Here is a 25,275-nt window from a genome sequence, read left to right as displayed (position 1 = left end):
GTCCTTCACCTTTTCCTTCGTTTAGAAGTTTTCCTTGCTGCCACTTGCATGAAACCTCCTGGTCCACGATGAGATGATTTACCTGACCCGTGAAGATGCAATACATATTCTAGAAGTTTCTTTACAGAAGGGCGGGTTTTCTTCTGCTCTGATAATACTTGATCATCATTCTTGGAAGGCTTCGCATTGATCTCTAGGAGCCATACTTTTCCTTGCGTATCTACAGCTAAATCAATACCCAATTCAGCGAAGTGCCCTTGCATCGAGGATTCTAAGCTTTCGGCGAGTGTGGTAGAGATCGCTTTGAGTTGTTTTGTTTTTGGCTTTGGACCTTGCCAAGGTGAGGCCGCGATGAGAGCCTTAGCTACGGGCATAATGGTGCCTCCGCGAGCTAAGTTGGAGACGATGGATTGATCTTGACCAATTCTGCCGACAATGGAGGTAACAGCCCACTTTCCTGATGAATCCTTCTGGACTAGGGAGCGGAAATCGAGCGGATTGCCATTGACGCGAACTAATTTCAATCCTTGTTGGACCAGATAAGGAATACGTGAAATCTTAGGTGAAATGGAAGAATAAAGGTCACTGAGTTTTGAAAACTCTTTTCTGACGCTTCCACTCATTGTAGAATATTGACAGGTAAATCGATTGCCACTGCGTGTTATGCGGTAGATGCCTTTTCCTAAGCTGCCGTTGGTGGGTTTTAGGTAAACCTGCGGGAATTTGTCTACGGCTTCCTTTACCGTGGCGTAGCCTTTATGCATTTGTGTTGAAGGAAGGTAGAGGGCAGCTTCTTTCATGTTGCTTAGGGCTTGGTGAACCTGCCACTTGTTTAGGAAGTGCTCATTAAAGAAGGTTACGCCTTTCTTTTTCAACCCGGAAATCCAATCTTGAGCTTCAGAGCGATTCTCGTCCTTGCGAGAAGCTAACCGATTATAGATAGTATCAGGATAAGGCATGGTCTTCTGAACCCACTTGTTATTTTCCCATCTCCACCCTTTAGCGGTCTGATTATCATTGTCCAGATCCTTTAAGGTAAAGATATAAGCTAGAATACCTTTGCTTTTAGCCCCTTGAACAAGTTCCTTACAAAAGGAGGAAGCGGATCCGAAGATCCCCTCAGGAGTACGGATTAAGGTGGAAATAAGAACTCCTAGAACAGGGCCGAGAACAATTCTGCGCAGTCTATTATCGTATCGCATATTCAATTGGATTCCATCCGGCAGATGAAGGTATTCAGCTAGATCTTTTCGAATACGGACTAGGGAGCCCGTGCTAGAAAAGGTTTGTATGATGCAGGTGGTGGATTTCTGCCCCAATTGAAGAGTAATAGGGGAACGCAGAGGGAGCTGTAAGGCTTGCTGGATCTTAGGACTAATGAGCAAGTGAGTCCCAGAAGGGAAGTCCGACTTTTCATCTAGTTGTATTCCGGCGCAAATATGAGACATGCATATTCCCCTTCCCAATAGGCTTTCAATTAATGTATAGTATGAGGGCATTAATACCTTGGTGAAAATAGTAGGCATTAGCACAACTAGGGGACCCAAGTATAATAGAGAGGAGTTGAAGAAAATCGTGTCATGGCCATTGTTGTTAATGATTCAGATGGGGATTGGAGCCCTAATTGGAGGCATGACAAACGAGTTAGCTATACGAATGCTGTTTAGGCCATATAAGGCTATCTATATTGGAAAATGGAGAGTTCCGTTTACACCAGGACTTATTCCGAAGAGGCATGATGACCTAGCACAGCAGATGGGAAAGTTGGTGGAGAACTTTCTTATTACACCGGAAGGCGTTCGTTCCATGCTTCGCAAAGGTCAGTTTGATGCAGAGATTCAGCGTTGGCTCTTGGAGAAAGTAGGCGTATGTGCCCGTTCAGAAGAAACGCTCCAGGACTTGATGACGAAGTGGGGGATGCCCCTCACGGAAGAATTAGGCGAGAAGATCAAAGGCCAATTGGTCGTTCATTTATCTCAGAGGATAACCCAGACTAGTTATCTTACCCTAGATGAGTTGCTCTCAGATGAATTAAAGGACAGCTTAGAGGAAAGAATTGCTGATGCTGCTCCGTTTTTATTAGAGAAAATCTCTCGTTTCTTAGGTTCACAAGAAGGAGAAGCAATGATCCGTCAGATGCTTTCGCAGCTGGTAGGAGGTCTTGGGATGTTTGGCGGTTTTGCCTCTATGCTCTTATCAGATGAGAAAGTGATTTCTAAAGTGAGTGCTTCATTAGAAGCAGCCCTGCGAAATGAAGAGCTTCAGGCCAAATTAGGCTTCATCCTGCAACAAGAGTTTAAAGCCCTGTACAAGAAGCAAGTAGGTGAAGTTATTACGTGGATGGGGCATGACAAGGTAGAGAAAGCACTAAGATTTCTCGTAGATCGCGTGATCCATGTGGAGAGAATCGGCGGTCTAAAGCTGTGCGTGTTATTGCAGCCTGTGTTGCCGTACATAGAAGAAGCAGTCCCCTCCATCGTAAATACTGCCTTATCCTGGGTAGAGACACATCTGGAAGAAGGATTAAAGAAGATTAACCTCACCCAAATTGCGGCCGCCCAAGTAGAAGCTTTCCCTGTAAATAAGTTAGAAGAGATGATTGTAAGTATTACCGGTAAGGAGCTTCGGATGATTACGATCCTTGGGGCTGTTCTAGGGGGACTTATTGGTGCTGTACAAGCAGGTTTGGTATACTTGCTAAGATAAGGATGTTGTAGAACTTTACCGAAAAAATGATAGGGGGAATAAAAATGGAAATCCTTTTTCATGGCCATTCGACTGTTCAGATCACGCGTCTTGGGAAGTCTCTAATTATTGATCCTTTTATTACAAATAACCCGCTAGCCAAGACGAAGGCAGCAGATGTCAAGGTGGACTATATTCTACTCACTCATGGACATAGTGACCATATGGATGACGTCCTTACCATTGCAAAAGCGAATAACGCCACGGTCATTGCCACCCATGAACTGGCTACCTATTTTTCATGGCAGGGTATTGAAGTGCACGGAATGAATACAGGCGGTTCGAGAACATTTGACTTTGGGAAAGTAAAGTTTACACAAGCCTTTCATAGTTCGGGGCTAACCTTCGCAGATGAGCAGAAGATCATCTATGCCGGAATGCCTTGTGGACTCTTGCTAACTATTGATAATAAAGTCATTTACCATGCAGGAGATACGGGTCTGTTTGGGGATATGAAAATATTGGGAGAGTTAAATTGCATTGATTTGGCTTTTCTTCCTATCGGTGATAATTTTACGATGGGACCTGAGGATGCACTTATTGCTGCCGAATGGATCCGAGCGAAGAAGGTTGTTCCTATTCACTATAATACCTTCGGACTAATTAAGCAGGATGGTCATGCTTTCGTGGAGAAATTAAGGGCAAAGGGTCTAGATGGCCTGGTTGCAGAACCAGGAGATGTTTTTTCATTAAATTGAAATTTGGCTGTAACATCCTTGTAATATTGTTTATGTATGATAAACATACGATGAAAACCCCCTTAATTAATATGTAGTGGCCCTCCTGGCCACTCCTTTTTTTGTCCTTTTGAACTAGTATAATTTTCCGACAAAAGTTTAATGCTTTTTCAAGAGAAGTGAAAAAATTTAGTAAACTTTACAGGAAAAGCTGTCCATTTTGTCGAAAATAGAGTATACTAGAGAGGTATTTAGTAGGTTAGTAGATTCATCGAATAATAGGATTGGAATTATGGTGGTGAACTAATGAAGAAGAGATTAGCCGGATTCCTTCTTGCTACGCTACTTATAGCTTCTTCAGCATACGCCGAAGACCATACTGTAGGATCAGGTGATACACTTTCTGGTATCGCAGCTCAGTATGGAGTCAGTGTAGAGAAGCTGATTGAAGTTAACGGACTTGAATCCGACTTTCTTAGCGTAAACCAGAAGCTAGTCATTCCCACAGTGGAAGAGCAAAGCTCCAAAGCCAAAAAAATGGTCTACATTAATGCCGACAAGTTAAATGTAAGGGAAGTAGAGTCTCAAGATTCGAATGTTGTAACGGTACTCGAACGCGGGACGAAGGCAGAACTCCTAGAGATTAATGGAAAGTGGTCGAAGGTCAAGGTTGGTGAGCAGATCGGGTACGTTGCTTCAGAGTACCTATCGGCGAATCAAGAAGACTCTTCCCGTGCTTTAGAGATGCTTCTTAGCCGTATGAAGACGCTCGCTGTTGGTCTTGCCGGTACGCCTTACCGCAATGGTGGAACGACTCCGAAGGGGTTTGATTGCAGCGGTTTTACCAGTTATGTCATGGGGAAGATGGGGGTTAAGCTTCCTAGGTCTTCTGCTCAGCAGTTCTCGGCTGGAACCAAGGTAGATCGTAAGAATCTTCGTGTTGGTGATCTTCTCTTCTTTGACACCATGAAGAAGGGACGAATTTCTCATGTTGGAATCTACATAGGGAACAACAAGATGATTCATTCTGCTACTCGCAAGGTAGAAGTAAGTGATTTGAATTGGTATTTTAATCACTATAAGTACTACGGGGCTAAGCGGGTTCTTACCGTATCCCAAAAATAATACATACTGAAAGATTGAGTCACTTCCAAGCTGAAGTGGCTCTTTCTTGTTCTTTTGACGCTTGAAAGAGCGTAAACTTGACAAAACTTAAAAAAGAGAATGAAAGGGAGGGTTTGTACGTGCGAAAGTTTTATATTCTATACACGACTTTACTTGCTATATATGGCTTGTTAATAGCTTGGTACTTATTGTATACACCAAGCTCGTTACCGCCAGATTCCATTGGTGGCCCTTCTGATCCCGCGACCTTTATGAATTCATATCAAATGGAGCAGTCTGTTTCCTATTCCAGGATTAGAAATATGATGTTCTTTATTGGTGGTCCCTTGGAATGGGGATTTTACCTCTTGATTCTGGGTTCGGGGCTAGCTTCGGTCTATCAAAGATGGGTGGGGAAGGTTAAGGGGAGTTTTTTTCAAGTGGTTCTTTTTGTGTTCATATTAACTTTAACTACTTCCTTGCTGCATTTTCCCCAGGATTATTTTACATTTCAACTAAGACATGAGTATGGCATGACAAATGAGCCCTTCGCAAGTTGGGGATTGGATAAGCTTAAAGCCTTTGCTCTTTCCGTAATCATGAGCAGCCCTATTATTTGGCTTCTATACTGGTTAATAAGAAAAAGCCCTCGCCGATGGTGGCTATGGTGCTGGACGGCATCTATTCCTATTGCCTTGTTCTTTATGTATATTCAGCCTGTAGTTCTCGATCCGGTTTTTAACAAATTCTCGCCTCTTAAAGATCAGCAGTTGAAAGAGGAAATCCTTTTCTTAGCAGATAGGGCAAACGTACCTGTCGAACAGGTTTATGAAGTTGATATGTCCAAAAAGACGAATGCCTTGAATGCCTATGTCAACGGAATCGGGAATAATACGAGGATTGTCTTGTGGGACACTACGCTCGACAAGCTTGAAAAAGATGAAATTCTCTTTATCATGGCACATGAAATTGGACATTACGTTCTTAATCATATGATTTGGCTTTTTGTTGGGACTGTTTTTATGATTTTAGCGGCGCTTTTTGTAATCTTTTACCTCTTGGAATGGACTGTTCGACGCTTTGGGCAGGCTTGGGGAATCCCTAGGGTGGGGGACATTTCTTCTCTTCCTATTATTCTGTTGCTGATATCGGTCTTATCTTTTCTCTCCATGCCTGTACAGAATGCGGTATCAAGACAATACGAGAGAGCGGCAGATATCTATGCCATGGAGATGATGCAGGATTCTGACGCAGCAGTTCGAACTTTTCAACGTTTGGCTGTCGAGGGAAAGTCAGAAGTGAATCCGCCACCATTAGTAAAGTATTTTCTCTATGGGCACCCTACACTACATGAACGGATATTATTCGTAAAAGATTATGGACAGGCAAAATAAACAAAAAGTATACTTTAGTCGAAGCTGAATAGATAGGAGCCATTAATAGATGAGATTGCGTAAAAAACCTTGGGTAAAAGATGAAATAGTAAGCTACGGACGCCTAGTCGTCCTTGATCCGGAAAAAAACCGTGGTCAATGGAAGGAATGGTTCGGGAATGATCAGCCGATCCACATAGAATTAGGGACGGGAAAAGGAAATTTTATTACAACGCTAGCTGAACAGAATCCTTCTGTGAATTATATCGGTGTGGAGGTTCGAGAAGAAGTTCTTATTTCCGCTGTACGCAAAGCGGCGAATAAAGGATTAACGAATATCACTTTTCTATGGTTTAATATCACGAAGATAGACGAGGTGTTTGCTGAAGATGAGGTGTCTAGAATTTTCCTTAATTTCAGCGATCCTTGGCCAAAGAGCGGTCACGCTAAGCGTCGTCTAACACACACGGAGTTTCTTAAACGTTATAAGAAGATTTTGGAGCGAGGACAAGAGATACACTTAAAGACGGATAATGAGAAGCTATTTGAGTTTTCTCTAAATGAACTGAGCAACAATGATTTCCGCTTGAAGAATATTACTCTTGACCTTCATAATAGTAAATTTGAAGAGGCCAAGTCTGTGATGACAGAGTATGAACAGAAGTTTGTGAGCCGTGGAATGAAAATTTACCGATTAGAGGCGGTTTATCAATAGTTAGGCATTTCTTGTCCGGCTCGTACATATATTTCTATGAATAATCAGGGAAAGCGATAGGAAGGTGAGAGGTTGAAGAAATTTCGTGCCCTAAGCTGTCTCGTCTTTGCCTTATGTCTTGTATTTTACGCCGTCCCAAGATTACCTGTTCAGGTATCAGAGCTTGCTACGGGGTTTAGCTTGGCTTGGATCGCCTTTGCTCTGCTTGTCATAGGAAGCAATTTGTTTTTTGTTCTCGGCTCAAATCCATCGCGTACAAGTACGAGAAGCCTTGGAAGGACGATTGCTTATGCGAGGGGATCATCACCTAGGAAGTCTTCAGGATCAAGAAAAAGACGAATTACGATTGACCACTAAACAAGAAGGAGTCTTTGTCATGTGACGAAGGCTTCTTTTTTTCTTTACTTTTCTTTAAGTTGTTATTGTTATAATATCCCGCTATAATGAAATATAACAGATTGATACAGACTTGAAAAAATCGAGGATTAATCATATAGATAACGGGTGATACACAATGGCGACAAAACATGAACAAATACTCAAACACATTGAGATTCTTGAAGTGGGATCGAAGATTTCCGTTCGACAAATTGCCAAGGATCTAGATGTGAGTGAAGGAACCGCCTACCGAGCCATTAAGGATGCAGAAGTCCAAGGTCTCGTAAGTACCATTGAGAGGGTAGGGACCGTCCGAATTGAGAAGAAACAGAAGAAGAATATAGAGAAACTAACCTTTGCAGAAGTTGTAAATATTGTGGACGGTCATGTAGTAGGGGGAAGGGAAGGTCTACACAAGACCCTCAATAAGTTTGTCATTGGTGCGATGAAGCTAGAAGCAATGATGCGTTACGTAGAACCTGGAAGCTTATTAATTATCGGTAACCGTTATCAAGCGCATAAACTATCGTTACAGTATGGTGCGGCTGTCCTGATTACAGGGGGGTTTGATACAAGCGAGGATGTCAAGCAACTAGCAGATGAATTACAATTGCCCATCATCTCTAGTAGTTATGATACCTTTACGGTTGCATCATTGATCAATCGAGCGATTTATGACCGACTTATCAAGAAAGAGATCGTGATGGTAGAAGACATAGTTACCTCGATGGATTCTACTTATTATTTGTACACGAACAGTAAAGTGAAAGACTGGCACAATCTATCTCAAGAGGTAGGTCATGGACGTTTTCCTGTTGTAGATGAACAGCTTAAGCTGCATGGCGTCGTTACAACGAAGGACGTTATGGGACATGAGGATGATGTAGCTATCGATAAGCTCATGACCAAGAACCCTCTGACCGCTATGCCACGAGTCTCCGTGGCCTCTGCTGCTCACATGATGGTGTGGGAAGGAATTGAATTGCTCCCTGTTGTAGACAATCATAAGAAGCTTCTAGGGGTGATTAGCAGACAGGACGTCTTGAAGGCAATGCAATATATTCAGAAGCAACCGCAGATTGGTGAAACGTTTGCTGATCAGATTATTTCAAGGTTTGAAGAAGAGAAACTAGACGGCGGAAATATTGTCTTTAGGGGAGAGGTAACCCCGCAGATGACGAACCACTTGGGGACGATATCGAGTGGTGTATTAACGACGATTGTTTCGGAGTCCGGAAGCAGAGCATTAAGACAGCATCGTAAGGGTGATATGGTTCCAGAGAATATTACTGTTTACTTTCTTAAGCCTGTCCAGATTGAGAGTGCGATCGAGATCAGGCCACGCGTGATGGAGATTAGTAGGAAGTTCGGTAAAGTTGAAGTAGAGGTTTTCCATCAAGGAATGCTCGTAGCTAAGGCTATGATGACAACCCAGGTGGTAGAGAGATAGTGATTTCGGAAGAGAACCAGGAATGGTTCTCTTTTTTTGTAAAAAGTTAGAACATGATTGGGCTTACCGCATAAATATGACAAAAGGAACAGAGCCCAAAGACTTCGATTGGAGGCGGATGTTATGAAAAAGTCAGTTTGGATGGGAATGATAGGTCTGGCCTTAGCTGGATTATTAGCCGGATGTGGAGGGAGTAATCAGAGTTCCGGTACTGAGGATCAAGTAAACAGCAGTCAGTCTTCAAGCAGTTCCCCAGAATATGTGTTTAAGTTTGGACACTTGCAAGGGGGAGAACATCCTTATCATAAGGGTGCTGAGAAATTTAAAAGTATCTTAGAGGAAAAGAGTCAAGGAAGAATTCAGGTCGACATCTTTCCAAGCAGCCAGCTGGGAAATGGAAGAGACCAAATTGAAGGCTTGCAGTTAGGGACGATCCAGCTTCATGTCGGTTCGGTGGCGCCTGTAGCCAATTTTGCACCGAAGATGAATGTACTGAGTATGCCATATTTATTTGAGAATAGAGAACATGCGCTGAAAGTGCTTGATGGAGAAATTGGGAATGAATTATCTAAGGATCTGGAGTCTAAAGGGATTTTGAATCTCATGTTCTGGGAAAATGGATATCGTCATCTAACGAATAACGTTCGTCCGATTAAAACAGCGGCTGATGCACAGGGCCTAAAATTACGTGTACAGGAATCACCAGCGTATATTTCTTTTGTGAAAGCCCTAGGATCTACTCCTACTCCTATCCCTTTTGGTGAACTTTATACAGCGATGGAGCAGAAGGTGGTAGATGGTCAAGAGAATCCATTAGCTCAGATTGCTACGAATAAATTTAACGAGGTACAGAAGTATTTAACGTTAAATAGCCATACGTATGATCCTGCTGTTTTTCTTATGAGTAAGCTAGCATACGATCAACTTCCAGCAGACCTCCAAGAAGCCGTACGAGAAGCAGCAAAAGAAGCGGGTGACTACCAACGTCAATTGGCGCAGGAATCTGAAGGCAATTTCTTAGAGCAGTTAAAAGCAAGTGGTATGTCCATTGAAGAAAATCCTGATATTGATTCCTTCAGGAAGGCTGTAGAGCCCGTTTACGTTGAGCTTGAAGCCCAAGTCGGAAAGGATCTTGTCGAAAAGATTAGAAATACGAAATAAAGGGAGGGGGACAAGTGAAAGCTATTCTTCATCGAATTAGTAATATGCTTGATTGGGTAAGCAGAAGAATAATGATCACCTTCTTCGCTGTTGCGTTTGCAGGAACCGTATACCAAGTCTTCTCCCGCTATGTATTGCAATCTTCCACTCTGAAGCAATGGTTCCCCACTGTTAACTTTTCCCAATTTAACCTTCCATGGACAGAGGAACTTGTCCGCTATTTATTTGTGTGGATTGTATTTCTCGGTATTGGTGTTGTGTATAAACTCAAGGGGCATGCGCAAGTGGAGATCATGAAAAACTTTCTCCCAGTTCGGCTGAAACGGCCTTTATCCTTGGTTGTTGAAGCAGTGAATGCTGTCTTTTTCACCGTACTGTTAGTGAAAGGCTATGACATGCTAAGAATTACGGATGGTCAATTGTCGCCATCTTTACAGATGAGTATGTCTTGGATGTATTTATCGATTCTAGCTTGTTCCTTTATTTGCTTGATTCACGCCCTCGTTTTTTTCCTTGAAGGGATAAGCCCAAACCCAGGGGAAGAAAAGAGTGGGTAAAGGAGGAGAGTTGTCATGGTCTTAATCCTTTCAGGTTTGTTAGTACTGTTTATGATCATAGGCGTGCCCATCGCAATTTCACTTTCGATGGCAGCTATTGGCGGTCTTGTTGCGGGCAGCGGTACAATTCCACTTACGGTGATCTCCCAGCGACTTTTTACAGCTGTAGATTCTTTCCCTCTGTTAGCCATTCCTTTTTTCTTATTGGCTGGAGAATTGATGATGGTAGGAACCATGGCCCAGAGGATTACTAATTTTGCTTTTGCGTGCGTGGGGTGGGTTCGGGCTGGCTTAGCCCAAGTTTCTACACTAGCTTGTATGTTTTTTGCCGGGATTTCTGGATCAGGGGCAGCCGATACGGTTGCGGTTGGAAAAATGATGATTCCTGTCATGGAGAAAAAAGGCTACGACAAAGGGTTTGCTTCTGCTACGGTTGCAACGGCTGGAACAATTGCTGTGGTCATTCCTCCAAGTATTCCTATGATTGTTTATGGAGTAACAGCCGGAGTATCTATTGGAGCTCTATTTACCGCTGGTATTATACCCGGAATTCTTATTGGCCTGTCTATCATGGCTCTCAATTATTATATTGCAAGAAAGAAAGGGTATGACAAGGAGAAAGGCAAATTTGAGGTTGTTACTTTCAGGAAGTCGCTAAAAGAAGGAGTCTGGGCCCTCATGCTGCCCGTTATCATTATTGTTGGTATACGGGGCGGTGTTTTTACTCCTACGGAGTCAGCTGCGATTGCCGCGGCCTACGCCTTAGTTGTAGGGATGTTTATTTATAAGGATTTAAAGCTGCGGGATCTGCCAGAAGTGTTTATGAGAGCAGCGATTATGACGGCGATGGTGATGTTTATTATTGCTGGGGCCAACCTGTTCGGGTGGTTGCTAGCCGCTGAGCAAGTGCCTCAGAAATTGGCGGCATGGATTCTTGCTCTTACCGACAATAAGTATTACATCCTCATGCTGATTAATGTAGTGTTATTTATCGCAGGTTGCCTGCTTAACGCGTCTGCGGCGATTACGATCTTAACTCCTTTACTTCTTCCCCTTGCTATTGGAGTCGGAATTGACCCTGTCTTCTTGGGATTAGTCATGGTCGTTAATCTCTCCATTGGATTAATTACTCCCCCAGTAGGGTTGAATTTGTTTATTGTACAGGGAATTTCTAATATTTCTTTTGGGCATCTCGTTCGAGGGGTCTTGCCTTTTATCCTCGTACTTACGATTGATTTATTAATTATTACTTATTTCCCTCAGTTGTCTATGTGGCTGCCTAACCTACTAGGTCCATAATTTAAGGGTTATTTCCTGGTAAGCGGAGGATTTTCGCTACAAAGCAAATAGGCGGATGATTTCCGCCTATTTGCTTTGTTGGCCTTATTTTGAAGGTGTTTAATTATTACCGCCTTTTTTAATAGAAGTGGACAAATAGGCGGAAATCCTCCCGTAATCTCCGCCGAACGGACCTGCCGACTTGCCTAACCTATTTCTTCTCCACTAGCCCCTTATAATAACGGTAATTCTTCAACCCCATTACGAGATTGACTCCTCCTAAGAAGAGTAAGAGTGAGGCTATCACAATACGGATGGTAGTGAGGTCTGGAAAGAGATACTGGTTAATGGAGAACAAAATCAACGTAATGCCCATGAAGATATTCATAAGTGCTTGTCCCATCTTTCGTCCGAGAGGCTGCTTAACCATTCGATATTGGAAGCCAAACACGATGGTTAAGAAAAGGGAAGCTATCGTAAAGCCAGTTAGAACCATGGCATACTATCCTTTCATTAGAGAGTCAGGCTCTATTATACACTAGGATGCAGGAACAAAAAAAGCCCAGCATCTATCACAGGCTGAGCCTAATCCTTTAGTCTTTTATGGGGATAAACCAATTGCCAAAAGAAGTCCGGTCAATGTGGACTTGAAGGTGTTGATCCCTAATATATTTCTCTAGCAACTCTGTCACTTGGTACGTTTCTGAGAAGGTGGAAAAACCATTCTTCAATCGCTCAAGTTTTGCGCGAGCCATGTCACGTTGATTGATGATCATTGTGATCAGCCTCCTTTAGTAACCTTTTCATGCTTTTGATTTTACACCATATTTTAGAATTTTTCGACGTGTTTGGTGATTATGTCACAATATTTTCGAAAAAAAGGTTTATGGAGTAGGCTGTTCGATCTTTGCGAATAGATATAAGTGCACCGTTTGATAGATCGTTATCGTCCTTAATTCAACCTTTACGGTGCGATCTCCTAATCGGTAAGTACGTTCCTTAAAGTGCTGACGAATTAATAGGTGCAAGTCATTGACGCTCTCAAGTGACTTTCCCTCTATGAACTTCATTTCTTGTCCAATTCGTTTCTGTAATTCTAACTCAATAAACTTATCATCTGGCTTTGGTTCCTCGAGATGAATTTCTATATTTTCCACGGTAAGCTTCCGTGGAGAGTTCGACTTGTTTTGTTCTTCGTGTTTTTTATTCAAGTTAATATAGTGCTGATTCTCGTTTTCTAGGGCCTTGAGCTGTAAGTGCAGTCTGTCCAACTCCTTTCCATAGAACAATAAGAAGATAAGAGCCCCTAGAACCATACCTAGGCAGAAAATCATCTCATACCGAATCCATTGTCTATAGGTTTGTCGACTTGGAATTCTCATTAGCCTTCGATCTTCCCGAGCCACTTAATGAGAACAAATCCGCTATAAGCTCCAGCGAAAGCACTAATAATTAAGATGATCTGTTTGATGATGTCAGATAACTGCCCATCGCTAAAGACACGTTCGATTTGCATAAACGAGTCGAAGGTTCCACCTAGTGCTCCAACAAGCCCCCATATTTTTAGCTTCTCCGATAGTGCCATCATATTGCTTAAGGGAGGCTGCCTGACAAGGAACGATCCCATAGCTCCCATTAAGGAACCACCTACGACGATGCCGAATGCAATGAAAAAATGGAGAATGACATTTGCTAGTAGAGTCAAGGATAACCACTTCCTTTTTAGTATCCTTATATTCTTATGGACAGGTATGGAGGATTATGATAATTGATTGGACACTTGATGTATAATAAAAGGCAAATCTTAAGCTTGATAGAGAGGGGAGAGACGTTTGGAGCGTTTTGTCCATTTGCGAGTCCATAGTGAATATAGCTTGCTAGAAGGGGCTTGCAGAATCGAAGCCCTTGTTAAAAAAGCTAAGGATCTAGGTATGGAGGCTTTGGCCATCACCGACTATGGAACAATGTACGGGATGATCCCATTTTATAAAAGCTGTCTGCGTCATGGTATTAAACCCCTTCTAGGAGTTACTATAGATGTCATTTCAGGGGACCTCCTTGATCGGGTACGGGATGAAAAACGTTATTCCCTGGTCATGATTGCAGAAAATAATAAAGGTTATCAAAATCTGCTGAAGCTCGTAACCGAGGCTCACACACGTACAACATACGGTAAGCCTAGAGTCAATAAGGCTCTACTGAAAAACTACGCAGAGGGCCTTATTGCATTCAGTTCCGGACCAACTGGAGAGATCCAGCACTATCTTCAGGATCGCAATATTTCTGCTGCTGCGGAGGCGGTGAGGGAATATGAAGCTATCTTCGGGCAGGGAAACTTTTACTTAGAATTGCAGGATCATGGTCTCGAAGACCAACGCATGCTGAATCAGAGATTGCTTCATTGCAGCAAGGAAACTGGTGTACCACTGATTGCGACAAACAGTGTTCACTATCTAGAAGCAGGGGATTCTTTAAATCATGATATTTTACTTTGCATTGGCAGTGGAAAGTTAATCACAGATTCGAGTCGCGTGAGATTTCCGAATGATCAATTCTACTTGAAGAGTCAACAAGATATGATAAAGCTCTTCCCCTATGCTAAGGAGGCTGTTCATAATACCGCGCTCATTGCTGATCGTTGCGAGGTAAAGATTCCGTTTGGTCAGTATATACTTCCTAAGTTTCCACTGCCTCTAGAAGATACGGCCCCCGCATATCTTAAGAGATTGTGTGAACAAGGACTAGTGAATCGTTACGGTACACCAACGGAAGAAGCGAGGCAGAGATTATCCTATGAGCTATCCGTGATTGAGAAGATGGGGTTCTCTGACTACTTTTTAATCGTCTGGGATTTCATGAGATTTGCCCATCAGCAGAAAATTGTTACGGGTCCTGGAAGGGGTTCTGCTGCGGGTAGCCTTGTAGCCTACACCTTGGATATTACGAATGTTGATCCATTAAAATATGAGCTGCTATTCGAAAGATTCCTTAACCCGGAACGAATTAGCATGCCGGATATTGATATTGACTTCGAAGTGGAAAGACGTGGGGAAGTCATCGAGTATGTATCGCAAAAATATGGAAGAGAATACGTAGCGCAGATTATTACCTTCGGAACGATGGCAGCTCGGGCGGCCATCCGTGATGTTGGGAGGGTAATGAACTACCCCGCAAATATAGTGGATCAAACGGCTAAATATATTTCTCAAGGGATGACGCTTGAGGAAGCGGTAAAGACAGTTCCTGAGTTAAAAAAAGCTTATGATGAGAGTGAAGTCGTTCAGAAGCTAATCGGCTTCGCCAAGGGAATTGAAGGTCTTCCTCGTCACGCAAGTACTCATGCTGCTGGAATTGTTATTTCCAAAGATCCTCTTACGAACTATGTACCCCTGCAGCAAGGAAATGAAGGTCATTCGCTTACCCAATATTCTATGGAGCACCTTGAGGAAATCGGTTTGCTTAAGATGGATTTCTTGGGGTTAAGAAATTTGACCATTATTGAATACACCTTAGATCTTATAAGAAGACATGCTGATCAGGAGTTTCAATTAACTCAAATTTCCCATGAGGATGAAAAAACGTATAAAATGCTTGCCCATGGTGATACAACCGGGATATTCCAGCTTGAATCTTCTGGGATGAGAAATGCTTTACGCGAAGTAAAGCCGACCTCTCTAGAGGATATCATCGCAATTCTGGCCTTATATCGCCCCGGGCCTATGGATATTATTCCGGACTTTGCTGCGGCAAAAAACGGGCGGAAGCAAGTAAGCTATATTCATGAAGATCTACGGCCTATCTTAAAAAATACGTATGGCTTTATCATTTACCAAGAACAAATTATGCAGATTGCATCGAAGATGGCTGGTTATTCCTTAGGAGAGGCTGATGTTTTGCGCCGTGCCGTATCCAAAAAGAAAAGAGACGTGCTGGAACAACAGCGGACACAATTTGTCTCGGGGTGTGTGCAGCAAGGTTACCCTGAGTCCATTGGACAAGAATTATATGATCTTATTGTGCGATTCGCGGATTATGGGTTTAATCGCAGTCATAGCGCTGCGTATAGTTTAATTGCTTATCAAATGGCTTACCTAAAAGCAAACTATCCTCAAGAATTCCTAACCGCTTGTTTAAGTCTAGCTGCAGGTAATGCTGTGAAGGTTGCTGAGTACGTTGAGGAAAGCAGAAAAAGAGGAATACCAGTTCTTCTTCCTGATATTAACGACAGTCAGTCTTTGTTCTCTATGAATGGAAAGGGTATCTTATTTGGCTTATCCGCAATAAAAAACGTGGGAGTACAAGCCGTGCAATTGATCTTACAAGAAAGAGAGCTAAGAGGAGCGTTTAGCAGTCTATCCGATTTTTGCCGGCGTGTGGATCCTAAGGTCAGCAATCGAAGAACACTAGAGGCCCTTGTACAGAGTGGTGCATTGGATCGTTTACCTGGACACCGCGCTCAAAAATTGTCCGTACTAGATGTTGTTATAGAAATTGGGCAAAATTTAAGAAAGAGTCAGTCGAATGGACAATTCAGCTTGTTTTCTAATGAACAGGCAAAGGAAAGTGAAGTGGACTTTCCAGAGATCCCTCCATTTACGAAAAAAGAGCTTCTCAATCTTGAGAAGGAACTTCTTGGTTTATTTGTGTCAGGGCACCCACTAGATGAGTATGATTCGATTCTCTACCGTAAGGAAATTACTCCCCTAAATAGCTTAGATCAAAGTCTACATGGTAAACAGAATGTCATGGTCGCAGGCATGGTGGTGGAGTGCAGAGTGATTAATACTCGTAAAGGAGTACCGATGGCCTTTGCTACGCTAGAGGACAAGGTGTCTGGACTTGAGATGGTGGTTTTTCCAAACGTATATGAAAAAGATCCTTCTCTGTGGAAGCGAGGCAAGTTACTCGTCGTTCAAGGGAAAGTGGAAAGCCAAGAAGATCAGGTCAAGCTGATTGTACAGAGAGCGTGGGATATGTTAAGCCTGCCGCTATCGAGTTCTGAGCCAAGGAAGAAAGCTCTTTTCATTCGACTCTCAGAAGAGGTGGAGAAATCAAGTAAATTGCTAGATGTCCAAAGCGCGGTACTAAATTATTCCGGAGTCTCAGAGGTTTATCTGTATTATGAGACAAGCAAGGAAACCAAAAAGCTTCAGGAAAAATATAACGTTGAGATTCATCCGACTTTGATTGAAGATCTTGAAAACCTTGTCGGCAAGGGATCAGTAATCGTGAAAGAATGGGCGAAATAGTGACCTGACGCAATAGGTCGGAAATTATCGATTAATTTACAGTTTACTTGGGCATAACTTCTGCTATAATTATGGAAAAGAAACAAGTGGTCAGACCACTTCGGTAAGGAGAGGGTAACCCGTGTCCAAACTACGTGAGGCAGCTCTGCAAATGCATAAAGAAAGTCAAGGCAAACTTGGAGTGCACTCTAAGGTTGCAGTAAAGAATGCACAAGACCTAAGTCTTGCTTATTCTCCTGGCGTTGCAGAACCTTGCAAAGAGATCTTTGAAGACGAGAGTAAAGTCTATGACTACACTATGAAGGGAAATCTAGTTGCTGTAGTTTCGGACGGAACGGCTGTATTAGGATTGGGAAATATCGGGCCGCAGGCGGCGATGCCGGTAATGGAAGGTAAAGCCGTATTGTTTAAGTCTTTTGCGGGTGTCGATGCTTTCCCACTTTGCTTATCCACTTCAGATGTGGACAAGATTGTAGAAAGTGTGAAAATGTTAGCTCCAACCTTTGGAGGCGTTAATCTTGAAGATATTGCTGCACCGCAATGCTTCGCCATAGAAGAACGTCTCAAGAAGGAGTGCGATATCCCTGTTTTCCATGATGATCAGCATGGGACCGCTATTGTAACAGCGGCCGGTCTTATTAATGCATTGAAGATTGTAGACAAGTCTATGGAAGAGATCCAAGTTGTCGTTAACGGAGCTGGAGCGGCTGGAATAGCTGTTATTAAATTGTTGTTGAGTATGGGGGTCAAGGATGTTCTCTTGTGCGATACGAAGGGAATTATTTATGACGGAAGACCCAATGGAATGAATCCTATTAAAGAACAGATGGCAAAATTAACGAATAAGTCCAATCGAGTTGGATCGCTCTCTGACGCGATGGTGGGGGCGGATGTGTTTATTGGCGTGTCCGTGAAAGGCGCTGTAACGAAGGCCATGGTCGAGTCCATGAATCGGGATTCAATTATCTTTGCTATGGCTAATCCTGATCCAGAGATCATGCCAGTCGATGCGTTGGAAGCAGGAGCACGAGTTGTAGGAACAGGTAGATCTGACTTTCCTAACCAAGTCAATAATGTTCTGGCTTTCCCTGGAATTTTCCGAGGAGCACTGGATGTCAGGGCAACGCAAATCAATGAAGCCATGAAGATTGCTGCAGTTTATGCTATAGCAGATCTAGTTTCCGCTAGCGAGTTAAATGAAGAGTATGTCATACCGAATCCTTTCGATCCAAGAGTGGCAGCCCATGTTGCGTCGGCTGTTGCTCAAGCGGCCATGGATAGCGGCGTTTCTCGCTTGAAAGTAGATCCACAGGAAATTAAAGAAAAAACGTTAGGCTTAGCAACGATCAAATAGTGTTTAAAGAGTAAGGGAATCATTAGATTTCCTTCTTTTCCTGTTATCTGTTCTAATCATTTATTTCTTCATTCCGTTTGAAAGCGAGGTGTCCCTATGCTAATTGGTCCTTCTACAGGGGATAAAGTCTACCATGGTATATTACTGGAATTGAACCGAATTGTAGAAGAAGACAATCTTCGCCCCGGTGACAAACTTCCTTCGGAACGGGAGCTCTCCGAACGACTGAAGGTAGGGAGATCATCGGTCCGGGAAGCACTCAGGGCACTCGAGCTGTTAGGGTTAATCACAACCCGAAGGGGAGAAGGGACTTTCATCGAGCATTACCGCCATAATAAACTGTTTGATATTCTAGGTTACTATTTATTACGCGATAGAAAGGCCACCAAAGATTTATCCGAGATGAGGATGATACTAGAACTAGACGCCGTACGCTTAGCATGCACGCGAGCGAATGATAAGTATATTCAAATTATGGAACAGTCTATCTTAGATGCGGAGGATAAGATACGTTCTGGACTCTCACCGGTCGAAGAGGACTTTGAGTTTCACCGTGCTATCGCTCGAGCCAGCAGGAATTCAGTTCTGCAACGAATCTGGATTCCCATAATAGAATACAGTAAAACGATAAGGGAAAATTCTCTAACCAACGAAGTCACATTAGAATTGATGATAGAGCAGCATAGAGGAATACTTGAATCCATCCGAAACCGGAATCCGGAACAGGCCGAAGAGCGGATGAGGGAGCATCTAACCCACAAGTTAGTGCATGATATCAGTGATGGACGTTTTTGATGGGAGGACCCAAAATGTGGACAGTAATTTATATAGCTCCTAGCGCTAAGATGGCAGAGAAGATCCAGGATAGGCTAACTGCTGAAGGGTTTTTAGTCAAAATTAGACAAGCGTCAGTGTCTAAACATTTCGAAGTCCTTGTTCCAGAGACGGAACTAGAAGAGATTCAAGAAATTCTAAGTTCTATCTTGCAGTAAAAACTTTCGAACCTCGAGTTCGTTTGATAAGAGGTGTATGTTTTGTTAAAAGATATCTTTTATAAGAGAAAGAAGTACGCAACGATTTCTAGCCCTCTGACTACAGAACAACCATCTCCCGTGGAAAAGAAGGAAATTCCGGAAGGACTAATGGTCAAATGTACCCAGTGCGGTTCCATTTCTTATACAAAAGAATTAGAGAAGAATTTGAAGGTATGTTCTTCATGTGGTCATCATTTTGCCATGAACTCCTTCGAACGTATTCATGCGACCTTAGATGAAGGTCATTTCTTTGAGTATGATAGTGATATGATTTCAGTAGATCCCTTATCCTTCCCTGACTACTTAGATAAGGTAGAGAAGGATATGGAGAAGACGAATCTCAATGAAGCAGTATTAACAGGAGAAGGGACAATTATGGGTCATCCTGTAGTCATTGGGGTAATGGATTCGCGCTTCCGTATGGGGAGTATGGGTTCGGTTGTTGGCGAAAAGATTTTTAGAGCCATTGAAAGAGCTATTGAGAAAAAATACCCTTTTATTCTGTTTTCCGCTTCCGGGGGAGCGAGAATGCAGGAAGGTGTGCTTAGTCTGATGCAGATGGCGAAAACAAGCGCAGGTCTTGCAAAACTCCATGAAGAGCGTGGTTTATTTATTTCGATCATGACGAATCCCACGACGGGTGGGGTTTCTGCAAGCTTTGCTACGTTAGGAGATTATAATTTAGCCGAGCCAGGGGCGCTTATCGGGTTTGCAGGACGTCGAATTATAGAACAAACCATTCGTCAGGAGCTCCCGAAGGATTTTCAAACGGCAGAGTTTCTTCTCCAGCACGGCCAGCTTGATCAGGTTGTTCATCGCAAGGATATGAGAAACTTCCTCGGCAAGATTCTAGACATTCATACGGTAAGGGGGAAGATCTAATGGCTGGTGATTTGCAGTTTGAGAAGCCCCTTGTAGAATTGCAGAATAAAATAGCGGAGTTACGTAAGTTTACAGAGGAAAAGGGAATAGATTTTACAGATGAAATTGCAAAGCTGGAGGAAAAAGCCCGTGCTCTTCAAAAGGAAATCTACGGTAACCTTACTCCATGGCAACGAGTCCAAATCGCCCGTCACCCGGAAAGACCTACGACACTTGATTATATTAAGTATCTTTGCACTGATTTTATAGAGCTCCATGGTGACCGAGTTTTCGGAGATGATGCAGCTATTGTTGGCGGAATTGCTAAACTAGAAGGGCAGCCGATTACCATTATTGGTCATCAGAAGGGGAAGGATACCAAAGATAATATTGCTAGAAACTTTGGGATGCCGCACCCTGAAGGTTATAGAAAAGCTCTCCGTCTAATGCATCAAGCGGATAAATTTAACCGCCCGATTATCTGTTTAATCAACACTCCAGGAGCATATCCAGGGATTGCAGCGGAGGAGAGAGGTCAGAGTGAAGCGATTGCCCGAAATTTAAGGGAGATGGCTGGTCTATCGGTACCGATTATCTGCATCGTGACAGGAGAAGGCGGAAGCGGTGGGGCCCTTGCTCTTGGTATGGGTAATCGAATCCTTATGCTAGAGAACTCCTTTTACTCTGTCATTTCCCCAGAAGGAGCAGCGGCTCTCCTTTGGAAGGATTCGAGCTTAGCGCAGAGAGCAGCTGAGCATATGAAGATTACCGCTAAAGATCTTAAGGAATTAGGGGTTATTGATGCGATTATTCCTGAACCTTTTGGCGGAGCGCACAGAGAGGTTTCGAAGCAGGCTGAGCTGATGAAGGAAGCCATACTGGTTCATTTAAAGGAACTAAAAACGAAGTCTGCTGATGAGTTAAAGAAAGAACGCTATGAGAAATTTGCATCTATGGGTCAATTTACGACTCTTATTAATAATTAAGGTGTTAAGAGAGATTCGACCAGGTCCTAAAAAATTGGGCTTGGTTTTATCTTTTTAGTAGAGGAGTAGAGAGAGCATGCCAAGAACAGTGGAATCAAGGGTAAGAGTAAGATATCAAGAGACAGACCAAATGAAGGTAGTCTATCATGCGAATTACTTAGTGTGGTTTGAGATTGGAAGGACCGATTACATTAGAGAGCTAGGTATTTCTTATTCTCATCTGGAGCAGATGGGCATCTTGCTGCCGGTTTTGGAAGTTCAATGTAAATACATACAAGCGGCGAAATATGAAGACGAGTTAAAAGTTGAGACAACCGTGAGTGAGCTTAAGGGTGTTCGACTGACGTTTAAATATCAGGTTAAGCGCGTTAAGGATGATCAATTGTTGGCTGAGGGATGGACACAACACGTCTTTGCAACTACAGATCTCAAGCCTGTAAACCTAAGATCAAAGATGCCAGAGCTGTATCGCATGATTATTGATGGCATCGAATAAAGCTATTTTGAAGACTTCTCATTAGAGAGGTCTTTTTTTTTGAGTTGAGAAAAATAAGGGGAAAACTATTGGAAATATGACACAAATATAGGGAAGGATATTAAAGTGAGGTGAGATGTCCGTGTCGATAACCATGTTAGTACTTATACGTTCTTTAGCTGCCTTTTTTATCCTTTTTTTCTTTACTAGGCTAATTGGGAAACAACAATTGTCTCAGCTGACTGTATTTGAGTATTTAGTTGGCATCACAATTGGTTCTATCGCTTCTGCAATGTCGATAGAACTGGATATTCAATCAATGAATGGAATATTTGGAATGGCAGTTTGGGCGGTTATCCCCATTGCCTTCGCTATCATTGGCTTGAAGAGTCCGATAATGAGAAGATATATTCAAGGAGAACCTAGGGTTCTTATTCGAAACGGGCGTATCGTCGACCATAACTTGCGTAAAGAACGTCTTGATTTAGACCAGCTCATGATGTTATTACGTCAAAAAAATATTTTTGCAGTAGCTGATGTGGAATTTGCCATTATGGAAGTGAATGGCCAATTAAGTGTTATGCCTAAGTCGAATAAGAGGCCTTTAACCGCAAGTGATATGAATCTTCCTGTACGTAGTGAACAAAACTCTATCACCTTTATTAAAGATGGGGTCGTCAACTCACAAGCGCTGATAGAAGCTGGGTTGGACAGAACATGGCTTATAGGTAAGCTTAGAGAACAAGGAATACAAGATGAAAAGGAAGTATTCCTTGCCCAACTTGATAGCCATGATCAATTCTTTGTTGACCGCAAGGAGGATTGGAGAGAAAACTTAAATCCTGGATATGAGCATATCTTAAGTCAATTTTATCAATTGCATGCAGACTTTCATCAATTCAGCTTACTTACGGAGGATGAAAAAGTGAAGAAGGATTATTATAAAATGAAACGGCAACTAGATAAAATGATTCGTCAAGTGGAAACTCATATTTCCAAAGTTAAGAGTTAGGTGATCACCTTGAGGAGATTAAGCATATTACTTGTTCTATTAATGTTGTTAGTGTCTTGTGTGAATCCATTTAAGGTACCTATGACCGAACAGCAAGATATAAAAAGTTGGATTTTAAAGGCTGAGAAAGAAATTTCAAAAGATAATTGGAGAGAAGCCCAAAAAATTGGCAATGAACTATCTGATGGGTGGGGGTCAATCCGAAAAAGAATTAGTCTAAATGCGAGCTCAGATGAAATGACACAGATGGACATTGCCATCGAACAATTTAAGGTCTATGTCAAGGAGGAAGATAAGACGGTGGCTTTAGCTGAAGTAGAAAGATTAAAACAGCTTTGGCAAACCCTTGCTAGTCTATAGCAAACTAGGGGCATGGGCCCCTAATTAATTATTGCTGTTTATATTGGGGTTCTTGTTGCTCCACGTAACTTACCCGATCCTTTAGAGTGGTAACGATATTTTCCATCGATTGGGCTAACTGACTATACATTTGTTTGGCCTGTTGATCATTGGTTTCTAGCGCAAATGAGGTAAGGTTGGCCTTAACTCCTTCTGCACTAGCAAGGGTTTGCTGAATTTTGGTACCTACTGTCATCTATGAACCACCTCCAGGATTAGTTTGCTTGTATCAGCGTATTTTTAGCATTGGAATAAACCAGCAATATAGACTCCTTCCTTGATAAGCAAACTAAGAGTCAGGAGGTGAGCATATGTTGCCTACAAGCTCAAAAATGGGGATGATGGTCTTTACCTTCCTACTCTTCGCAGTAAGTCTAACCTCATGCGGTTATGCGGACGGTCGAGCCACGACCCAAAATAATAATCAAACGTACACAGACCAACCCTATCAAAATCCTTATGATTACCGCACGGTAAATGACCCTGATCTAGATAACATTCATGATAGTCCTTTTATGAAGGCACAACAGTTGAGAGCCCGATAAATGCGCAAGGAGAATGGAGCTAATTGTCCATTCTCCTTATGCTTTATATAGGTTCACCTTTAATATACTTCCATAGATCTTCGAATACGTGCGCATTAATCAAGGCATTAAGAATGACAACCGTTACGGGGCCTAGGATTAAGCCAGCTACCCCAAATAATTTCAGACCGACAAAAAGTGAAATAAGAGTGACAAGGGGATCTAAGCCAATGTTTTCAGCGACGATTTTAGGTTCCATAATCTGCCTCTGAACGATAACGATTCCATACAAAATAGAGAGTCCGATGACAAGACTGAAGTTCCCTTTAATAAATAAATAGATGATCCAAGGGACAAACACAAAACCTGTACCAAGGAGGGGAAGCAAGTCCAATATTCCTGTGATGATTCCAATCGTAAAGGCATATTCCACCCTTAAGACAATTAAACCAATGACCACAATAAAGCCGGTAATGCTTACAAGTGTTACTTGAGCCTTTACAAAGCCAAACAAGGCCTTCTTCAAGTCATTGAAGATAACAGCAAGCCTGGCCTTAAAAACCTGAGGAAGCCAATTAGCAATTTTATGTTTTAGGCGATAAAAATCATTACTGATAAAGAAAGCAGCAAGCAATGAAATGACTAGAACAGTTGCTGCATTGGGCAGCGATGTGAGAAAAATTTGCAATCCATTTAGCAAAGAATTGACAAGAAATGTTCCTGCAGCAGCTATTTTTGTTAAACCAAGACCAATGTTTTCTCCGATTTTTTCTTTGTAACCCTCATCTAAAGACTGATAGTAATGTTGAATGTTATCGTAAAAATTAGTGACAATCTCTTGAGTAATAAACTGATTAAGGTAGTTTGTCGCATCTTGAATATAAACAGGCATAAGAGCAATTAGATGGGTAATCTCAATTACTAATTGCGTAATCAGCAGAGTGAAGGCTCCAAAAACAATAACGATTAAGAAGACTAAGACAATCGATACGGCTGCCCAACGTGGCAATTTTGTCTTTCCTTCGAGGGCATTAACAGGTCGGTTTATGATTAACGCAATAATGAGTCCTATAATAAAAGGATATATTAAGGGTATAACAAAACCTAATAACCAAATCGCAGCCACAATAAAAAATAGGACAATAAATAGTCGAATGAGTTGGAAAACTGTTGTTTTCCAATGTTGTTCCATAGAAACAACTCCTTTTCGTTTATTACTCATTTTGACCAAAAATGGTAAAATGAAGTCTTTCCAATCTTTCTACCCTTAGGTTATGATAAATAAGGTTAAGAAAGCAATATTTGGTGTAATGGAATTGGAAAATAGAAAGGAGGAGAGAATGAGCAGTGTTAAGCGTTCAACCTTATCTCCTTCTGCTGGTCTTATTAGTAATTGGGCTTATTGGAAAGAATCAATCCATAGTGATTGCCTCTTCTGTCCTTATTGCCATGAAGCTATTTCATCTAGATAAGTGGATATTCCCACCGTTGCAGAAGAATGGAATTAATTGGGGAGTGACCATTCTCATGATTGCTGTATTGGTTCCTATAGCCACTGGAGCGATAGGTTTCCAAGAATTATGGCAGTCGGTTACATCACCAGCCGGTGTTATTGCGTTAGTAGCAGGGATAGTTGCTGCGGTTATCCCTATTCCAGGGATCTCGCTCTTGAAGGATAATCCAACTATAACTACGGCCATTGTGGCGGGAACGATACTTAGTGTTTCATTGTTCAAGGGCATACCCGTAGGACCATTGATAGCTGCTGGGTTGGCTGCCTTTTTTATTCAAGGTTACAACCTGTTCAGTCAATTTTTTAGATAGTCATTCACAAAAGTAGCTAATTATTCTATAATTATGAAGTGCTTTATTTTAAATGAATAGCCATTCAGCAATACATTCACACCCGTAAAAGCCATTGTGGTGAATTTTCAGGAGTTCTT

Annotated in this window: 28 protein-coding genes; 21 read left to right on the top strand and 7 right to left on the bottom strand. The window is 42.2% G+C overall.

Translation table 11 applies throughout. The features are described 5' to 3' along the window. Nucleotides 1–5: 5 nt before the first annotated feature. Nucleotides 6–1,448, bottom strand: coding sequence for a YheC/YheD family endospore coat-associated protein (locus EIZ39_RS18955; protein ID WP_164985171.1), 1,443 nt, complete (start codon nucleotides 1,446–1,448; stop codon nucleotides 6–8). Between the two features lie 148 nt (nucleotides 1,449–1,596). On the opposite strand from EIZ39_RS18955, the gene EIZ39_RS18950 reads away from it, so the two are divergent. The 10 genes from EIZ39_RS18950 to EIZ39_RS18905 all read left to right on the top strand — a co-directional run bounded on the left by EIZ39_RS18950 (nucleotide 1,597) and on the right by EIZ39_RS18905 (nucleotide 11,459). Further along, a complete protein-coding gene (locus EIZ39_RS18950; protein ID WP_483296059.1) occupies nucleotides 1,597–2,706 on the top strand; it encodes a DUF445 domain-containing protein in 1,110 nt (369 codons plus the stop codon). Nucleotides 2,707–2,750: 44 nt separating this feature from the next. Then, nucleotides 2,751–3,443 carry a metal-dependent hydrolase gene (locus tag EIZ39_RS18945; protein WP_129201713.1) on the top strand — a complete coding sequence of 231 codons (693 nt, stop codon included), beginning with the start codon at nucleotides 2,751–2,753 and terminating at the stop codon, nucleotides 3,441–3,443. Nucleotides 3,444–3,728: 285 nt separating this feature from the next. After that, nucleotides 3,729–4,547, top strand: a complete 819-nt coding sequence (locus tag EIZ39_RS18940; protein WP_129201711.1) for a C40 family peptidase — start codon at nucleotides 3,729–3,731, stop codon at nucleotides 4,545–4,547. Between the two features lie 119 nt (nucleotides 4,548–4,666). Beyond that, nucleotides 4,667–5,920 carry a M48 family metallopeptidase gene (locus EIZ39_RS18935; protein ID WP_129201709.1) on the top strand — a complete coding sequence of 418 codons (1,254 nt, stop codon included), beginning with the start codon at nucleotides 4,667–4,669 and terminating at the stop codon, nucleotides 5,918–5,920. Between the two features lie 49 nt (nucleotides 5,921–5,969). Next, a complete protein-coding gene (trmB, locus tag EIZ39_RS18930; RefSeq protein WP_129201707.1) occupies nucleotides 5,970–6,614 on the top strand; it encodes a tRNA (guanosine(46)-N7)-methyltransferase TrmB in 645 nt (214 codons plus the stop codon). Between the two features lie 72 nt (nucleotides 6,615–6,686). Beyond that, nucleotides 6,687–6,971, top strand: coding sequence for a hypothetical protein (locus EIZ39_RS18925; protein WP_129201705.1), 285 nt, complete (start codon nucleotides 6,687–6,689; stop codon nucleotides 6,969–6,971). 157 nt (nucleotides 6,972–7,128) lie between these two features. Further along, a complete protein-coding gene (locus EIZ39_RS18920) occupies nucleotides 7,129–8,442 on the top strand; it encodes a DRTGG domain-containing protein (RefSeq protein WP_129201703.1) in 1,314 nt (437 codons plus the stop codon). 123 nt (nucleotides 8,443–8,565) lie between these two features. After that, nucleotides 8,566–9,603, top strand: coding sequence for a TRAP transporter substrate-binding protein (locus tag EIZ39_RS18915; protein WP_129201701.1), 1,038 nt, complete (start codon nucleotides 8,566–8,568; stop codon nucleotides 9,601–9,603). Between the two features lie 14 nt (nucleotides 9,604–9,617). After that, entirely contained in the window at nucleotides 9,618–10,160 is a 543-nt protein-coding gene (locus EIZ39_RS18910; protein WP_129201699.1) for a TRAP transporter small permease, read from the top strand. 15 nt (nucleotides 10,161–10,175) lie between these two features. Next, a complete protein-coding gene (locus tag EIZ39_RS18905; RefSeq protein WP_129201697.1) occupies nucleotides 10,176–11,459 on the top strand; it encodes a TRAP transporter large permease in 1,284 nt (427 codons plus the stop codon). A gap of 190 nt (nucleotides 11,460–11,649) precedes the next feature. Here the strand turns inward: EIZ39_RS18905 and EIZ39_RS18900 are convergent, their stop codons facing one another. The 4 genes from EIZ39_RS18900 to EIZ39_RS18885 all read right to left on the bottom strand — a co-directional run bounded on the left by EIZ39_RS18900 (nucleotide 11,650) and on the right by EIZ39_RS18885 (nucleotide 13,143). Further along, nucleotides 11,650–11,934 (bottom strand): YtpI family protein, encoded by a 285-nt coding sequence (locus tag EIZ39_RS18900; RefSeq protein ID WP_129201695.1) that lies wholly within the window; start codon nucleotides 11,932–11,934, stop codon nucleotides 11,650–11,652. A 97-nt stretch (nucleotides 11,935–12,031) separates the two neighbouring features. Further along, nucleotides 12,032–12,214: a YtzJ family protein gene (locus EIZ39_RS18895; RefSeq protein WP_129201693.1), complete on the bottom strand. Its 183-nt coding sequence runs from the start codon at nucleotides 12,212–12,214 to the stop codon at nucleotides 12,032–12,034. Nucleotides 12,215–12,322: 108 nt separating this feature from the next. Then, a complete protein-coding gene (locus EIZ39_RS18890; protein ID WP_129201691.1) occupies nucleotides 12,323–12,820 on the bottom strand; it encodes a sporulation membrane protein YtrI in 498 nt (165 codons plus the stop codon). Next, nucleotides 12,820–13,143, bottom strand: a complete 324-nt coding sequence (locus EIZ39_RS18885; protein ID WP_129201689.1) for a YtrH family sporulation protein — start codon at nucleotides 13,141–13,143, stop codon at nucleotides 12,820–12,822. The genes EIZ39_RS18890 and EIZ39_RS18885 overlap by 1 nt, the downstream gene beginning before the upstream one ends. Nucleotides 13,144–13,270: 127 nt before the next feature. On the opposite strand from EIZ39_RS18885, the gene EIZ39_RS18880 reads away from it, so the two are divergent. From EIZ39_RS18880 to EIZ39_RS18840, 9 genes are all read left to right on the top strand, one after another. Continuing rightward, nucleotides 13,271–16,687, top strand: coding sequence for a DNA polymerase III subunit alpha (locus EIZ39_RS18880; RefSeq protein WP_129201687.1), 3,417 nt, complete (start codon nucleotides 13,271–13,273; stop codon nucleotides 16,685–16,687). Nucleotides 16,688–16,808: 121 nt separating this feature from the next. Further along, entirely contained in the window at nucleotides 16,809–18,041 is a 1,233-nt protein-coding gene (gene ystJ, locus EIZ39_RS18875) for an NADP-dependent malic enzyme (protein ID WP_129201685.1), read from the top strand. A 96-nt stretch (nucleotides 18,042–18,137) separates the two neighbouring features. Beyond that, on the top strand, nucleotides 18,138–18,836 hold the full coding sequence (locus EIZ39_RS18870; RefSeq protein WP_129201683.1) for a FadR/GntR family transcriptional regulator: 699 nt from the start codon (nucleotides 18,138–18,140) through the stop codon (nucleotides 18,834–18,836). 14 nt (nucleotides 18,837–18,850) lie between these two features. Continuing rightward, entirely contained in the window at nucleotides 18,851–19,033 is a 183-nt protein-coding gene (locus tag EIZ39_RS18865; protein WP_129201681.1) for a glutamate decarboxylase, read from the top strand. A gap of 42 nt (nucleotides 19,034–19,075) precedes the next feature. Next, on the top strand, nucleotides 19,076–19,957 hold the full coding sequence (accD, locus tag EIZ39_RS18860; protein WP_129201679.1) for an acetyl-CoA carboxylase, carboxyltransferase subunit beta: 882 nt from the start codon (nucleotides 19,076–19,078) through the stop codon (nucleotides 19,955–19,957). Next, nucleotides 19,957–20,922, top strand: a complete 966-nt coding sequence (gene accA, locus EIZ39_RS18855) for an acetyl-CoA carboxylase carboxyl transferase subunit alpha (protein ID WP_129201677.1) — start codon at nucleotides 19,957–19,959, stop codon at nucleotides 20,920–20,922. The genes accD and accA overlap by 1 nt, the downstream gene beginning before the upstream one ends. A 76-nt stretch (nucleotides 20,923–20,998) precedes the next feature. Then, nucleotides 20,999–21,418: an acyl-CoA thioesterase gene (locus EIZ39_RS18850; RefSeq protein ID WP_129201675.1), complete on the top strand. Its 420-nt coding sequence runs from the start codon at nucleotides 20,999–21,001 to the stop codon at nucleotides 21,416–21,418. Between the two features lie 121 nt (nucleotides 21,419–21,539). Further along, on the top strand, nucleotides 21,540–22,409 hold the full coding sequence (locus tag EIZ39_RS18845; protein WP_164985170.1) for a DUF421 domain-containing protein: 870 nt from the start codon (nucleotides 21,540–21,542) through the stop codon (nucleotides 22,407–22,409). A gap of 9 nt (nucleotides 22,410–22,418) precedes the next feature. Beyond that, entirely contained in the window at nucleotides 22,419–22,769 is a 351-nt protein-coding gene (locus EIZ39_RS18840; RefSeq protein ID WP_129201671.1) for a DUF4363 family protein, read from the top strand. Between the two features lie 28 nt (nucleotides 22,770–22,797). On the opposite strand, the gene EIZ39_RS18835 is transcribed toward EIZ39_RS18840, so the two are convergent. Continuing rightward, the gene (locus tag EIZ39_RS18835) at nucleotides 22,798–23,004 is read right to left on the bottom strand and encodes a DUF1657 domain-containing protein (protein ID WP_129201669.1); all 207 of its coding nucleotides are present in this window, start codon (nucleotides 23,002–23,004) and stop codon (nucleotides 22,798–22,800) included. Nucleotides 23,005–23,119: 115 nt separating this feature from the next. Between EIZ39_RS18835 and EIZ39_RS18830 the strand changes: the two genes are divergently transcribed. Next, nucleotides 23,120–23,353 (top strand): hypothetical protein, encoded by a 234-nt coding sequence (locus EIZ39_RS18830; protein ID WP_129201667.1) that lies wholly within the window; start codon nucleotides 23,120–23,122, stop codon nucleotides 23,351–23,353. Nucleotides 23,354–23,396: 43 nt separating this feature from the next. On the opposite strand, the gene ytvI is transcribed toward EIZ39_RS18830, so the two are convergent. Then, on the bottom strand, nucleotides 23,397–24,524 hold the full coding sequence (gene ytvI / locus EIZ39_RS18825; protein ID WP_129201665.1) for a sporulation integral membrane protein YtvI: 1,128 nt from the start codon (nucleotides 24,522–24,524) through the stop codon (nucleotides 23,397–23,399). Between the two features lie 155 nt (nucleotides 24,525–24,679). Here ytvI and EIZ39_RS18820 point away from each other — a divergent pair, with 155 nt between their 5' ends. After that, on the top strand, nucleotides 24,680–25,156 hold the full coding sequence (locus tag EIZ39_RS18820; protein ID WP_129201663.1) for a DUF441 domain-containing protein: 477 nt from the start codon (nucleotides 24,680–24,682) through the stop codon (nucleotides 25,154–25,156). Nucleotides 25,157–25,275 lie beyond the last annotated feature (119 nt).

The sequence above is a fragment of the Ammoniphilus sp. CFH 90114 genome (genome assembly GCF_004123195.1).
In the GTDB taxonomy this organism is placed as follows: domain Bacteria; phylum Bacillota; class Bacilli; order Aneurinibacillales; family RAOX-1; genus YIM-78166.
The sequence above is the reverse complement of the archived record's forward strand: the minus strand, read 5'-3'. Positions and strand labels throughout refer to the sequence as shown.

What these genes read in the sequence shown, in the direction of transcription:
- EIZ39_RS18955 (WP_164985171.1), bottom strand. Translation starts at nt 1,448, where the DNA reads ATGTCTCATATTTGCGCCGGAATACAACTAGATGAAAAGTCGGACTTC.
- EIZ39_RS18950 (WP_483296059.1), top strand. Translation starts at nt 1,597, where the DNA reads ATGATTCAGATGGGGATTGGAGCCCTAATTGGAGGCATGACAAACGAG.
- EIZ39_RS18945 (WP_129201713.1), top strand. Translation starts at nt 2,751, where the DNA reads ATGGAAATCCTTTTTCATGGCCATTCGACTGTTCAGATCACGCGTCTT.
- EIZ39_RS18940 (WP_129201711.1), top strand. Translation starts at nt 3,729, where the DNA reads ATGAAGAAGAGATTAGCCGGATTCCTTCTTGCTACGCTACTTATAGCT.
- trmB (WP_129201707.1), top strand. Translation starts at nt 5,970, where the DNA reads ATGAGATTGCGTAAAAAACCTTGGGTAAAAGATGAAATAGTAAGCTAC.
- EIZ39_RS18920 (WP_129201703.1), top strand. Translation starts at nt 7,129, where the DNA reads ATGGCGACAAAACATGAACAAATACTCAAACACATTGAGATTCTTGAA.
- EIZ39_RS18915 (WP_129201701.1), top strand. Translation starts at nt 8,566, where the DNA reads ATGAAAAAGTCAGTTTGGATGGGAATGATAGGTCTGGCCTTAGCTGGA.
- EIZ39_RS18905 (WP_129201697.1), top strand. Translation starts at nt 10,176, where the DNA reads ATGGTCTTAATCCTTTCAGGTTTGTTAGTACTGTTTATGATCATAGGC.
- EIZ39_RS18900 (WP_129201695.1), bottom strand. Translation starts at nt 11,934, where the DNA reads ATGGTTCTAACTGGCTTTACGATAGCTTCCCTTTTCTTAACCATCGTG.
- EIZ39_RS18895 (WP_129201693.1), bottom strand. Translation starts at nt 12,214, where the DNA reads ATGATCATCAATCAACGTGACATGGCTCGCGCAAAACTTGAGCGATTG.
- EIZ39_RS18890 (WP_129201691.1), bottom strand. Translation starts at nt 12,820, where the DNA reads ATGAGAATTCCAAGTCGACAAACCTATAGACAATGGATTCGGTATGAG.
- EIZ39_RS18870 (WP_129201683.1), top strand. Translation starts at nt 18,138, where the DNA reads ATGCTAATTGGTCCTTCTACAGGGGATAAAGTCTACCATGGTATATTA.
- EIZ39_RS18865 (WP_129201681.1), top strand. Translation starts at nt 18,851, where the DNA reads ATGTGGACAGTAATTTATATAGCTCCTAGCGCTAAGATGGCAGAGAAG.
- accA (WP_129201677.1), top strand. Translation starts at nt 19,957, where the DNA reads ATGGCTGGTGATTTGCAGTTTGAGAAGCCCCTTGTAGAATTGCAGAAT.
- EIZ39_RS18850 (WP_129201675.1), top strand. Translation starts at nt 20,999, where the DNA reads ATGCCAAGAACAGTGGAATCAAGGGTAAGAGTAAGATATCAAGAGACA.
- EIZ39_RS18835 (WP_129201669.1), bottom strand. Translation starts at nt 23,004, where the DNA reads ATGACAGTAGGTACCAAAATTCAGCAAACCCTTGCTAGTGCAGAAGGA.
- EIZ39_RS18830 (WP_129201667.1), top strand. Translation starts at nt 23,120, where the DNA reads ATGTTGCCTACAAGCTCAAAAATGGGGATGATGGTCTTTACCTTCCTA.
- ytvI (WP_129201665.1), bottom strand. Translation starts at nt 24,524, where the DNA reads ATGGAACAACATTGGAAAACAACAGTTTTCCAACTCATTCGACTATTT.